11 protein-coding genes are annotated in these 12424 nt (G+C 60.4%); 10 read left to right on the top strand and 1 reads right to left on the bottom strand.

What is annotated here, in order from left to right; translation table 11 throughout:
- Nucleotides 1–84 precede the first annotated feature (84 nt).
- From pssA to HQL98_01860, 10 genes are all read left to right on the top strand, one after another.
- Nucleotides 85–822 (top strand): CDP-diacylglycerol--serine O-phosphatidyltransferase, encoded by a 738-nt coding sequence (pssA, locus tag HQL98_01905; protein MBF0270816.1) that lies wholly within the window; start codon nucleotides 85–87, stop codon nucleotides 820–822.
- 50 nt (nucleotides 823–872) lie between these two features.
- Nucleotides 873–2408 (top strand): 2-isopropylmalate synthase, encoded by a 1536-nt coding sequence (locus HQL98_01900; GenBank protein MBF0270815.1) that lies wholly within the window; start codon nucleotides 873–875, stop codon nucleotides 2406–2408.
- A gap of 114 nt (nucleotides 2409–2522) precedes the next feature.
- Nucleotides 2523–2969 carry a hypothetical protein gene (locus HQL98_01895; GenBank protein MBF0270814.1) on the top strand — a complete coding sequence of 149 codons (447 nt, stop codon included), beginning with the start codon at nucleotides 2523–2525 and terminating at the stop codon, nucleotides 2967–2969.
- Nucleotides 2970–3061: 92 nt separating this feature from the next.
- On the top strand, nucleotides 3062–4873 hold the full coding sequence (gene lepA / locus HQL98_01890; protein ID MBF0270813.1) for an elongation factor 4: 1812 nt from the start codon (nucleotides 3062–3064) through the stop codon (nucleotides 4871–4873).
- Between the two features lie 181 nt (nucleotides 4874–5054).
- Entirely contained in the window at nucleotides 5055–5765 is a 711-nt protein-coding gene (gene lepB / locus HQL98_01885) for a signal peptidase I (GenBank protein MBF0270812.1), read from the top strand.
- A 13-nt stretch (nucleotides 5766–5778) separates the two neighbouring features.
- Nucleotides 5779–6171, top strand: a complete 393-nt coding sequence (locus HQL98_01880) for a hypothetical protein (protein ID MBF0270811.1) — start codon at nucleotides 5779–5781, stop codon at nucleotides 6169–6171.
- A 4-nt stretch (nucleotides 6172–6175) separates the two neighbouring features.
- Nucleotides 6176–6940 (top strand): ribonuclease III, encoded by a 765-nt coding sequence (gene rnc, locus HQL98_01875; protein MBF0270810.1) that lies wholly within the window; start codon nucleotides 6176–6178, stop codon nucleotides 6938–6940.
- Nucleotides 6941–7011: 71 nt separating this feature from the next.
- The gene (gene era, locus HQL98_01870) at nucleotides 7012–7926 is read left to right on the top strand and encodes a GTPase Era (protein ID MBF0270809.1); all 915 of its coding nucleotides are present in this window, start codon (nucleotides 7012–7014) and stop codon (nucleotides 7924–7926) included.
- The gene (gene recO, locus HQL98_01865) at nucleotides 7910–8662 is read left to right on the top strand and encodes a DNA repair protein RecO (protein MBF0270808.1); all 753 of its coding nucleotides are present in this window, start codon (nucleotides 7910–7912) and stop codon (nucleotides 8660–8662) included. The genes era and recO overlap by 17 nt, the downstream gene beginning before the upstream one ends.
- Before the next feature lie 26 nt (nucleotides 8663–8688).
- Nucleotides 8689–8853, top strand: a complete 165-nt coding sequence (locus HQL98_01860; GenBank protein ID MBF0270807.1) for a Trm112 family protein — start codon at nucleotides 8689–8691, stop codon at nucleotides 8851–8853.
- Between the two features lie 143 nt (nucleotides 8854–8996).
- Here the strand turns inward: HQL98_01860 and HQL98_01855 are convergent, their stop codons facing one another.
- On the bottom strand, nucleotides 8997–12416 hold the full coding sequence (locus tag HQL98_01855) for a response regulator (GenBank protein MBF0270806.1): 3420 nt from the start codon (nucleotides 12414–12416) through the stop codon (nucleotides 8997–8999).
- Nucleotides 12417–12424: the final 8 nt, after the last annotated feature.

Genomic DNA, 12424 nt, shown 5'->3' with positions numbered 1-12424 from the left:
ATAGCGAACGTGAGCGAAATCAAAACCACCCCCCCCCAGAAAAAAGGGGCTTTCATCTTTCCGTGTCTGTTGACCACCGGCGGGATGTTCTTCGGATTTTACGCCATCATGGCGGCTTTGACCGGAGACTACAAGAACGGCGCCTTGGCCATCCTGGTGGCCGGGGTGTTCGATGGCCTGGACGGTCGCGTGGCCCGGGCCATGAACGCCACTTCGGCGTTCGGCAAGGAGTATGACAGTCTGGCGGATTTCATGTCCTTCGGCATCGCGCCGGCGGTATTGATCCACCAGTGGGCCTTGACGCCGTTTTCACGGGTGGGATGGGCCGGGGCGTTTCTGTTTGCGGTGTGCGGGGCGCTTCGACTGGCCCGCTTCAATGTGCAAAAATCCGCCCCCGACGAGGAGGTGGCCAAACGCTATTTCCAGGGTCTGCCCATTCCCGCAGCCGCCGGGGTGCTGGCGGCCACGGTGCTGTTTTATGTGGAACTGGGCATCGCCCCCCAGGATCGGGCCGCGGCGGGGATTTCCGATTTCTGGCGCTGGCTGCCGCTGTTTTTAGTCTATGCCCTGGGCATCCTGATGGTGAGCGGCATCCGTTTCCGCAGCTTCAAGGAGTTCAATTGGCATCGGAAACGGCCTTTCCTGGCTTTGGTGGCGGTGGTGGTGTTCATCACGGTGCTTACCATCCATATGGCGGCGACTCTGTTTGTGGTGGGTTGGGCCTATCTGCTCTCTGCCTACTCCAGCCATCGGGAATACCGTACCTTGCTGGCCCAGGGACAGGAGGAGGAGGAGGACGAGGTGCAGGAGTTTACCGAGTAGTCCTCTTTGCCAAGAGGCTTTGGCCCGTGAGTCCCAGGGAGTGACGCGGCATGTCTGAAAAAGTCTTCATCTTCGATACCACCCTGCGGGATGGGGAACAGTCCCCCGGCGCCTCGATGAACGCGGAGGAAAAACTCCGGGTCGCTAGGCAGTTGGAACGCCTCAAGGTGGATGTGATCGAGGCGGGTTTTCCCATCTCCTCGCCGGGCAACTTCGAGGCGGTGCGCATGGTGGCCCGGGAGGTGCGGGAGTGTTCGGTGGCCGGTTTGGCCCGGGCCAGAAACGAGGATATCGATCGGGCCTGGGAGGCGCTGCGGGAAGGAGTCAATCCCCGCATTCACCTGTTCATCGCCACCAGTCCCATCCATATGCGGCATAAACTCGGCATGACCCCGGATCAGGTGGTGGAAGCCGCGGTGGCCGGCGTGCGTCGCGCTGCCCGCTATACCGCCAATGTGGAGTGGTCCGCTGAGGACGCGGGCCGTTCGGAGATGGATTTTCTCTGTCGCATCGTCGAGGCGGTGATTGACGCCGGAGCCACCACCGTCAACATCCCGGACACCGTGGGCTATACCCTGCCCCACGAATTTGGCGAACGGATCCATCAACTCATCTCCCGGGTGCCCAATGTCCACCGGGCGATCATCTCGGTGCATTGTCACAACGATCTGGGATTGGCCACCGCCAACTCCCTGTCCGCCATCCGTCATGGCGCCCGTCAGGTGGAGTGTACCATCAACGGACTCGGGGAACGGGCCGGCAACGCCGCCTTGGAAGAGGTGGTGATGGCCCTGCGCACCCGGCGGGACATCATGCCGTATCACACCGATGTGGTCACCGAAGAGATTACCGCCGCCTCCCGTCTGATCTCCCGCACCACCGGTTTTCCCATCCAGCCCAACAAGGCCATCGTCGGCGCCAACGCCTTTGCCCACGAGTCCGGCATCCATCAGGCGGGCATGCTCAAGGACGCTTCCACCTACGAAATCATGACCCCGGCTTCCGTGGGTCTGGCCACCAATCGGCTGGTGCTGGGCAAACACTCCGGTCGCCACGCCTTCACCGAACGGTTGCGGGAACTGGGGTATCAACTCCCGGATTCCCAGATCGAACGGATCATGCAACGCTTCAAGGATCTGGCGGACAAGAAGAAAACCCTGTTCGACGACGACATCCGCGCCTTGGTGGATGACGAGGTGGTGCGGGACGCGGATCCTTACAAGCTGATCCGCCTGCACGTGGCCTCGGGCACCGAGGATACCCCGGTGGCAGCGGCGGAGATCCAGATTCATGGTCAGACCCAGCGGGGGGCCGGTTGGGGCGAAGGGGCCATTCACGCGGTCTTCAACGCCATTGTCCATCTGGTGCCCGGCGCCGATCAGGTGCGGCTGCAACGCTACGAGGTACGGGCCATCACCGGTGGCATCGACGCCCAGGCCGATGTGATCGTCAACATGGAACGGGATGAACGCTCGGTGCAGGGCAGGGGGGTCAACAACGATGTGGTGGTGGCCTCGGCCCTGGCCTTTTTGAACGCTTTGGCCAAACTGGCCCGGAAACCGACTGAAACCCGTCAGGGAGTCTGATTTCAACCCGGATTGGCATGAGGCTTGAATGTAAAGAAGTGCAACGGGCAGAGCGGATGACCCATCCTTCCCGGACCAACCGAAATCACGCATACGTCACTGGGAGGAGCGTACATGACCGTTCGTCGCCTGGAAAAGTCGGATAAGAGTGCGGCCGGTGCGTCGGTCGCCAAGGCAAAAGCTTCCACTCAGGGTGTGGCAGGGGCAAATTTTTCCAGATCCCTGGCCGCCGCCGCGGGCATTCAAGAGGCGATTCCTCTGTTGGCCACGCTGGCGGTCTCCTCCGGCGCCGAACGGGGACCCTCGGCCCATCAGCGCCGTGATCAACTGGATCAGATGGGGGAACTTCTCGATACCTTGGAAGTCTTGGGCCGCGAATTGCTCTCCGGCACCCTGCCTGAATCGGAAGAAACCCGTCAGCGCCTCAAGGAAACCCGGGATCAGGCTCTGTATTCCCTCTCCAACGCCCCGGAAACCGGCTCGGAACGAGAAATGCTGCACAGAACGGCGGTTCTGGCAACAGTGGAACTGGCGAAAACCGATCGGGGGGATTATAAATAGTCGCGCGGCGTTTCCGAACCGGTGGGCGCCGCGACCCCCCTTTGTCAGCGCGGGGTTGACTTGCCCTTCTTTGCTCGTGGTCGTGCCATCTCATGTCTTTGGATCTGATTCGCAACTTTTCCATCATAGCCCACATCGATCATGGAAAAAGCACCCTGGCCGACCGGTTGATCGAGTTCACCGGCGCCATGGACGCCCGTGACATGACCTCCCAGGTCCTCGACAGCATGGACCTGGAACGGGAACGGGGTATCACCATCAAGGCCCAGTCCATGCGACTGAATTACCGGGGCCAGGATGGTCGCACCTATGTGTTCAATTTCATCGACACCCCCGGTCATGTGGACTTCTCCTACGAGGTTTCCCGATCGTTGTCGGCCTGCGAGGGGGTGTTGCTGGTGGTGGACGCGGCCCAGGGGGTGGAGGCCCAGACCCTGGCCAATGTCTACATGGCCCTGGATCACGATCTGGCGGTGGTGCCGGTCCTCAACAAGATCGATCTGCCCTCCGCCGAACCGGAAAAGGTGCGCAAGCAGATCGAGGATGTCATCGGTCTGGACGCCTCCGACGCCATTCTCGCCTCGGCCAAAAGCGGCATCGGCATCGGCGATATCTTAGAAGCCGTGATCACCCGCATTCCGCCCCCCAAAGGGGATCCCGACGCCCCCCTCAAAGCCCTGATCGTCGATTCCTGGTATGACAACTTTCTGGGCGTGGTGTCGTTGGTGCGCATTGTCGATGGCAAGCTCTCCACCGAACCCTCCTGCCGCACCCGTCGCATCCGCCTGATGAGTACCGGCATGGAGTATCCGCTGGATCGGGTCGGGATTTTCACACCCCGTCTGACCGAAACCCCAAGCCTGTCCGCCGGTGAGGTGGGCTGGGTGGTGGCCGGCATCAAAGAGGTGGCCATGGCCCGGGTGGGGGATACCATCACCGACGCCGGACGACCCGCCACGGAGTTGCTGCCGGGCTTCAAGGAGATCAAGCCCCTGGTGTTCGCGGGACTGTATCCCACCACCTCCTCGGACTATGTGCTGTTGAAGGAGTCCTTGGAAAAGCTCTCCCTGAACGACTCTTCCATCGTTTTCGAGACCGAAAGCTCCCCGGCTTTGGGTTTTGGCATGCGCTGCGGTTTTCTGGGCATGCTCCACATGGAGATCGTCCAGGAACGGCTGGAACGGGAGTTCAACCTCGATCTGGTCACCACCGCCCCCACGGTGGTCTATCAGGCCTACCTCACCGACGGCACCATGCTGGAAGTGCATAACCCTTCCGCGCTGCCCCCTCCCAACAAGCTCGATCACCTGGAAGAACCCTTCATCCTGGCCTCGATCCTGGCGCCGCCGGAGTACGTCGGGCCTTTGATGCAACTGTGTACCGATCGTCGGGGCACGCAGCGGGATATTCAATACATCTCCGACTCTCGCGCCATGTTGCGCTACGAGATGCCGATGAACGAGGTGGCCTTGGATTTCTTCGACCGGCTCAAGTCGGTGTCGCGGGGCTACGCCTCGTTGGATTACGAGTTTCTGGAGTACCGGGTCGGTGAACTGGTGAAGCTGGATATCCTGATCAACGGGGATCCGGTGGATGCCTTGTCGGTGATCGTGCATCGGGACAAGAGCATGGCCCGGGGCCGGGATCTGGTGAAGAAAATGCGCGAATTGATCCATCGCCAGATGTTCGAGGTGGCGATTCAGGCGGCCATCGGCACCAAGGTGGTGGCGCGGGAGACGGTGCAGGCGTTGCGCAAGAACGTGACCGCCAAGTGTTACGGTGGCGACATCACCCGCAAGCGCAAGCTGTTGGAAAAACAAAAGGCCGGCAAGAAACGCATGAAACAGATCGGTCGGGTGGAGATTCCCCAGGAGGCGTTCCTGGCGGTCTTGAAAGTGGAATGAGGGAGGAGGAGTCGATCCGGTGTTGAATCGTCATCCATGGCGTCGGAAACATCTCTGGCATGGGGTGTTGTTCGTGATTGCCGCCATTTTTGTGTTGGGCAACACGGTCTCCATGGGGGCCTACTCCATGCCCGAGGCCTCCCATACCTGGGGCGGCATCATCGCCCTGGGCCTGTTGTGCATGGGGGGATTCCTGATCGTCAAGGGGGAAGGGTTTCTCGAAGGCGGCAGCGTGGCCGCCGAATACTACGAAGCCATCATCATGGCCGTGGCCATCGCCTTCATGGTGCGCACCTTCGTGGTGGAACCCTTCAAGATTCCTTCCGGCTCCATGATTCCCACGTTGTTGGTGGGGGATTATCTGTTTGTCAACAAGTTCGCTTACGGTTACCGGATGCCCTTCACCCACAAGCGCATTTTGATGTCCGGCGCGCCGCAGCGTGGGGAGATTGTGGTCTTCGAGTATCCCAGGGATCCCACCAAGGACTACATCAAGCGCATCATCGCCCTCCCCGGAGACCGGATCTCCTATCGGGAAAAGCGGCTGTTCGTCAATGGACAACTGGTGGCCCAACAACTGGAGGGGAATTACAACTACCTCAACGAGTCCGATCAGTGGGTCGAGTCCCAACGCCTGATGGAAAATCTTGGTGATCATCCCCACTCCATTTTGGTGCGTCCCTATGCCAACATGGATCAGGTCACCGACGAACTGATTCCGCCGGATCACTATTTCGTCATGGGGGACAACCGGGACAACAGCAACGACAGTCGTTATTGGGGTCTGGTGCCGGCCCACCGTCTGGTGGGGCGGGCGGTGGCGTTTTTCTGGTCCTGGGACCGCACCGAAAACAAACCCCGCTGGGAGCGGGTGGGGCAGATGATCCGCTAGATGGGGTGAGCGCATGAAATCATGTCAACAGGGACAACAGGGCAAACGTCCCGATTCCGGGGGCTTTATGCTCAAGTTGATGGTGATCATCGGGTTGGTCGGCATGGCCATGACCCTGGTCTCCCGGATCGGCACATCGGTTTACGACTATTATTTGTTGCGGGATCTGGCCAACCGGGTGGTCAAGGAGTACGCCAAACTGCCGGTGGAAGAGGTCAAACGCCGCATCGACTATGAAATCAACCGTTCCCGTCTGCCCGCCGAGGCCTTCACCTTGTCCCGGACTCCCCGGGGCTATCGGGTGTTGGTGGAAATGAGCATTCCTTTGACGCTGCCGTTGGGGGATACGGAACTCGCGGTGCCGGGACACGAGGAGTGGACCCTGACCTATCAGTCGGATTCCTGACTGGATGAGCGGCACCTTCCTGAGCGCCGACGCGCTGCATGCCTGGTTTGATGACAGGTTCGATCATACCTTCGCGGATTTGTCGTTGTTGCGTCTGGCCCTGACCCATCGTTCCGTGGCCCAGGACGAGCCGGAGGGCTCCCGGGTGGCGGGTGACGACGAGGAACTGCCGGGCCACAACGAACGGTTGGAATTTCTCGGGGACGCGGTGCTGGATCTGGCGGTCTCGGAGTTGTTGTATCACCGCTTTCCGGACTCTCCGGAAGGTGAGCTTTCCCATTGGCGGGCGTCGCTGGTCAATACCGGGGCGTTGGGGGCCATGGGGCAGGAGCTGGGTCTGGGTGCCCGTCTGCGGCTTGGCCGGGGGGAGGCTTTGAGTGGTGGTCGGGAGAAACCTTCGATTCTGGGCAACTGCATCGAGGCGATTTTAGGGGCGGTTTTTCTGGATGGGGGATGGCCGGCGGTGGAACGGGTGGCCAAACGGCTGTTTGGCCCCCGCATGGACCGTTTTTCTCCGGGGGGGGAGTGCAAGGATTTCAAGACCGCGTTGCAGGAGCGGTTGCAGGCCACCGGGCGACCCTTGCCCCGCTATGAACTGGTGGAACTCTCCGGCGCCCCCCATGAGCGGCTGTTTCGGGTGGATTGTCGGGTGGAGGAGCGGATTCGCGGACGGGGCGAGGGACCAAGCAAACGTCGCGCCGAGCAGGAGGCCGCACGTGCGGTCATGGAAATCATGGATCAAGCTGTCGGGAAGGAGTGTCTGGATTGAGTGTGCGTGAGTCATCCACGGGTGGTGTGAACGGGGCGTTGTCGCAGGGTCTGCCGGCACAAGAAGAGCCGATGCCCTTTCGTTCCGGCTACATTGCCATCGCCGGTCGCCCGAATACGGGAAAATCCACCTTCTTGAACCGGGTATTGGGTCGCAAGGCGGCCATTGTCACGCCCAAGGCCCAGACCACCCGCAGTCGGGTGCTGGGGGTGTGCGAGCGGGACGGGGCGCAGTTGATTTTTTTGGATACGCCGGGCATCCACGAACCGGGGCGCCTGTTGCTCAATCAGGTGATGGTGCGGGCCGCCTATGACGCCTGTAGCGAAGCGGATGTGATCTTGTATTTTGTCGAGGCCACCACGGGTCTGACCAGCGAAGATCGGGAGATTCTCAACCGGTTGGGTGCGGCCAAGGTGATTCTGGTCTTCAACAAGGTGGATCGGGTGCTTACCGGACAGCTCATGGAGCGTCTGGCCGCGGTCACGGCTTTGGCCGAGGAGCGCATTGCCGAGGTGGTGCCGATTTCCGCCATGACGGGTCGCAATGTGGAGCGTCTGCTGAAGCTGTTGCCGGATTTCTTGCCGGCAGGCCCCCGGTATTTCCCCGCCGGTCAATGGACCGATCAGTCGGAGGCGTTCATCATCGCCGAGGTGATCCGGGAAAAGCTGTTCATGCAGTTGCGTCAGGAACTCCCCTATGCTCTGGCGGTGCGGGTGGTGACCTGGGAACAACGATCCGCTCCTTCCGAGGTGCGGGATCTGGAGGCGTTGATCATCGTGACCCGGGAGTCCCAGAAGGGGATCGTTATCGGTCACCGGGGAGAGGGACTCAAGCGGGTGGGCGCTTTGGCCCGCAAGGAGCTGGAAGCCATGTTCGGCGGTCCCATCTACATGCAGTTGCAAGTACGGGTGGAAAAAGAGTGGAGCGGGGATCCCCGCGTGCTGGCGGACCTGGGGTATGTGGATCCGGATGAGGATCGCGGATAAGGCGTTGGCATTGCGGCGGTTGCCGTTTCGCGACAGTTCCTGGATCGTGACCCTGCTGATGCCGGGATATGGCGTGATGCCGGCCATGGCACGGGGGGCGCGGCGGGGAGGACGGGATGGGGCGCGGGGGGCGTTTTCCGGGTTTCATCTGCTGGAAGTGGAGTTGCGCGCCCGGGGGCCGGAGGCCATGGGGAGCGTCAGTCGGGTGGAGATCCTTCAGGCCCGTCATCATCTGCCCTTCATGGCTGCTGCTGCGGCGGCGGCGCAACTGCTCATCGAAGTGGTCCATCGTTTCGGCATGCCGGGTGATTCCGGCGACGGGGCGGTGTTTGATGGTCTCAACAGCGCCCTGGATGCCCTGGAGGCAGGGGTGGATCCGTTGGCGGTGGTGGCCGGCTCCCTGGGGCGTCTGCTTGGCCTGTTCGGTCACGGTTGGCGGGCCGGCGATTGTGTCGGCTGTGGTCGCCGGGAGGATCTGCGGTTTTTTTCCGTGCGTCGGGGTGGGGCGGTGTGCGGGCCTTGTGGATCCCCCCATTCCCATCGGCTGCCGGAGGTGAGTCCGGCTGTGTTTCGGGCCATGAACGATCGGGCTTGGCCTCCCGCTTTGGCGGGATTGTCCCGACAGGAATTGACGCTTTTGTATCGGCTGGGCATGGCGGGTCTGACCCGGATCGATCCCCGTTCCTGGGCCGCCGAGGAACCTTTTCGACATCTGATGGATCTGGCGGAGTGTTGACGCGGCAAAAGGAGTGAAGACGTATGATCGACAGGGCATTGTTGGAGATTCTGGTCTGTCCCCAGTGCAAGGGGAGTCTGGAGTATGACGCCAAGGCGGCGGAGTTGATCTGCAAGGCCGATCGTCTGGCCTTTCCGATCCGGGAGGGGATTCCGGTGATGCTGGTGGACGAGGCGCGCAATCTGGAGTAGACGACCAGTGGGAGCGGGGCCGCGTCCCGGTCGGGGTCTGCCCCGTGACGGTGCGTTTCGGGTGGGGCGGTCGGGGGCGTCCCGCGGTGCAACCCGGAAATTCCGACGCTCCCTGCTGGACCGCCACGCTCCGGATGGGGCACTTACCCTTGGATGGTATCCGGCTCCAACTCTTGAGGGGCAAGGCAGGGAAGACGCTCGTCACCCTCATCCTCCTGGGGTTGCAACCCGGTCATCAGTTCACGCACCAGAGGCAGAGCCTCTTTCAGGCGGTATTTCTGGATCCATTGGGTCAATTGCTCCAAGGATTCCTGGAGCGGTTCGGGCCACTGGAGACCACGCATCTCCTCCAGTACCGCCATGCAGGGACGGGGTTTGCGTTCCAGCACCAACGGTTCCAGACGTTTCAGACACTCCAGCAGTTGCCCCTTGTCTTTGGGGGGCGTCTTGTGGATGCGGGGCTGACGCAGGTGGGTGGGCAGGGTGGACAGGGCGGTTTCGATGGTCGCGATGGTCTGGTCCAGGATCTGTTTGAAGGTCTCCATCGGTTCTCCCAAGCCTTGCGGAATGTCTTGCATCAATTCCCGTTCCAGGTTGGTGCTGGCATCCCGCAGTGCCCCACATCCCAGATTGCCCGCCAATCCTTTCAGGGTGTGGGCCGTGCGTCTGGCTTCCTGGATCTCGTTGTGTTCCAAGGCCTGTTCGATGCGTTCCCCCGCGTCCTTTTCCTGACGCACAAATTTATCCAGCAGTTGCAGATAGAGCTTCTGATTGCCCCCCAGTCGCGCCATGGCACGGGGCAGATCGAATCCGGTCAGGTTCAAGACCAGGGGGGAAATCGGCTTGTCCGGCTGTACGGCGACCTCTTTTTCCAACACCACTGGACCATTGGGGCTGAGATGGCGGATCAACGTGGACATCAGACGATCCACATCGATGGGTTTGGAGATGTGGTCGTTCATGCCCACTTCCAGACAGCGTTCCCGTTCTCCAGACATGGCATTGGCGGTCATGGCGATGATGGGGAGCGTTTTGCCCGCATCCATGGCTCGGATCTGTGTGGTGGCGTCGTAACCATCCAGCACAGGCATTTGGATGTCCATCAGAATGGCCTGGAACGATTGTTCCCGCATCCGGTCGATGGCCTCTTGTCCATGGTTGGCGATGGTGACTGCAAAGCCCGCTGCGACCAGTAGTTCCTGGGCGACTTGCTGATTGATGGCGTTGTCTTCGACCAACAGCAGGTGCATGCCCCGCAGACCGGCCAGCAGGGGAGAGAATCCATCCACCAGGGGTGTTTCCGGATGGTGTGTCATCCCGTTGTGGTGGCCAAAGGAGACCATGATGGCGTCGAACAGTTGGGAATGGCTGAAGGGTTTGGTCAGATAGCCATCCAGATGGCTGCTCAACGCCTCTTCCCGGACCTGGGCCTTGTCATAGGCGGTCAGCAGGATGATTTTGGGTTGGACCGACGCCGGCATGGTGGCGCGGACCCGGCGGGCACACTCCAGACCATCCATGCCCGGCATCTTCCAATCCAGGATCACCAGTCCGAAGGGGTGTTCGGTGCGGATGGCCTGTTCCAGAATCTGCAAGGCCCGCTCTCCGGAAGAGACGCAGGTGACCTCCAGGGAAAAGTCCATCAAGGTTTGTTCGATGATTTCCCGGGCCATGGGATTGTCATCCACAACCAGGGCGCGTCTGCCCATGGCCAGAGCATCCATGGGTAGCATCACCATTTTTTCGGCGGCGGGTTCTCCCATCTTGAACACGGCGGTAAACGAAAATTGACTCCCTTTGCCCGGTTGACCCGTCACGGAGATGCTACCTTGCATCATCTCCACGAGTCGACGACTGATGGATAGACCCAGACCGGTTCCGCCGAACCGTCGGGTGGTGGAGGAGTCCGCCTGGGAAAAAGGCTGAAAAAGCTTGTCGATTTGAGCCTGGGTCAGTCCGATGCCGGAATCCTGTACCGTGAAACGCAGTTTGACCTCGGAGGGGGTCTGGTTTTCCAGGCTGGCCTTGACGATCACCTCTCCGCTGGTGGTGAATTTGATGGCATTGCCCGCCAGATTGACCAGCACCTGTTCCAGACGCAAAGGATCCCCGATCAAATTGCCGGGAATGCGGTGATCCACCAGATGCAGGAATTCCAGTCCTTTTTCCTGGGCCTTGAAAATCATGAGGGTACTGAGATGATCGATCACCTGATCGAGTCGGAAGGGAATGGCTTCCATTTCCAGTCGACCGGCTTCGATTTTGGAAAAGTCGAGAATATCGTTGAGAATGCGCAGCAGCGAATGGGCCGCCGTGTTGATTTTTTCCAGATAGTCCCGTTGTCGGGGGATCAGTTCCGTGCGCAGACATAAATGGGTCATGCCGATGATGGCATTCATGGGGGTGCGGATTTCATGGCTCATGTTGGCCAGAAATTCGCTTTTGGCCTGATTGGAGTCTTCGGCCAATTTTTTGCTGATCTGCAACTCGCCGGTGAGTTTTTCCAGGGTCTGACTTTTTTCTCGCAAGGAGGCCTCCACGGCCATGCGTTTCTGGATTTCGTTTTCCAATTCCTGATTGATGTTTTGCAGATGGGAACGTTGCCGGTCCGTCTCTTCGACACGACGGGTGAGGATTTCGGCCCGTCGTCGCAGGTGGGCGAAGATCAGAACGCTGATCAACAGGAGTGGGGGCACGGCACTCGACGCCACCAGGAATTTGCGGGAGGTGATATGGCCGTAGAGCTTCTGTTCGTCGGCGATGGTCAGCCAGAACAGCCCGGTGCCGGCAACCGTGTGCTTGATGGCCAAGACGTTGATTGCCTCATCCGCATCGGTTTTGGGCAGAGTCAGCTCGAATAGACTTCCGGCGGTCGTTTGCTGAATGGTCTGGAGCGTGGCGGGGGACAGGGGGTGATTGTGAACGAAAAAAGTTTGACCATCGTTCTGCAGCAGAAATTCCAGGCGTCCTTCCTGTTGTTGGACCGTCTGGAGAGGGTGCATCAGGTCGTTGAAATCCCCTTGGGCCAGAACATGTCCCCTCAGGGCGTTCTTGAACAGTACCGGGGCTTTCAGAATGATCTGGCGTCGGAGCAGATCGATTTCGATGGCCGGTGTTTGGTTCGGATGGGGGGTGGTGGTGTTCCAGGGATCATTGGCGTCGTGGGTATCCACCAACGCTGTTCCTTCCGGATCCAGCAGGGTCAAACGCAGGTAGGGCGGAGGGGTCGAGGCGTTCGTGCCGGCAAGGAGGGTTTGCATGAAACGGTCGCGAATGGTTTCCAGATTGGCGTTCAGACCGTACATCGGTGACATGCCAAGATCCTGGTTGGTCAGGTAGGTTTCGATTTCCCGACCATGGGTCAGATCGGCGATCTGCTCCAGGTGTGCCCCCAGATGGTTGGAAAGCGCGACGGTATGCCGAATGGTTTCCAGCAGCAGGCGACTTTCCGCGGCCAACCGCAACTGTTCCTGACTTTTGTAGCCGTGCCACAGCAGGCCGGACGAGTAGAGAAAAAACATCGCAACCAGGAGAACCGGCAGAGAGAGCATGGGATGTTTCATGCCGGTTC

Source organism: Magnetococcales bacterium (assembly GCA_015231755.1).
GTDB lineage: Bacteria > Pseudomonadota > Magnetococcia > Magnetococcales > Magnetaquicoccaceae > Magnetaquiglobus.
This window is presented reverse-complemented; position numbering and strand designations above follow the sequence as displayed.

Coding starts and splice junctions, on each gene's coding strand:
- pssA (MBF0270816.1), top strand. CDS start 85: ATGTTCTTCGGATTTTACGCCATCATGGCGGCTTTGACCGGAGACTAC.
- HQL98_01900 (MBF0270815.1), top strand. CDS start 873: ATGTCTGAAAAAGTCTTCATCTTCGATACCACCCTGCGGGATGGGGAA.
- HQL98_01895 (MBF0270814.1), top strand. CDS start 2,523: ATGACCGTTCGTCGCCTGGAAAAGTCGGATAAGAGTGCGGCCGGTGCG.
- lepA (MBF0270813.1), top strand. CDS start 3,062: ATGTCTTTGGATCTGATTCGCAACTTTTCCATCATAGCCCACATCGAT.
- lepB (MBF0270812.1), top strand. CDS start 5,055: ATGGGGGGATTCCTGATCGTCAAGGGGGAAGGGTTTCTCGAAGGCGGC.
- HQL98_01880 (MBF0270811.1), top strand. CDS start 5,779: ATGAAATCATGTCAACAGGGACAACAGGGCAAACGTCCCGATTCCGGG.
- rnc (MBF0270810.1), top strand. CDS start 6,176: ATGAGCGGCACCTTCCTGAGCGCCGACGCGCTGCATGCCTGGTTTGAT.
- era (MBF0270809.1), top strand. CDS start 7,012: ATGCCCTTTCGTTCCGGCTACATTGCCATCGCCGGTCGCCCGAATACG.
- recO (MBF0270808.1), top strand. CDS start 7,910: ATGAGGATCGCGGATAAGGCGTTGGCATTGCGGCGGTTGCCGTTTCGC.
- HQL98_01855 (MBF0270806.1), bottom strand. CDS start 12,416: ATGAAACATCCCATGCTCTCTCTGCCGGTTCTCCTGGTTGCGATGTTT.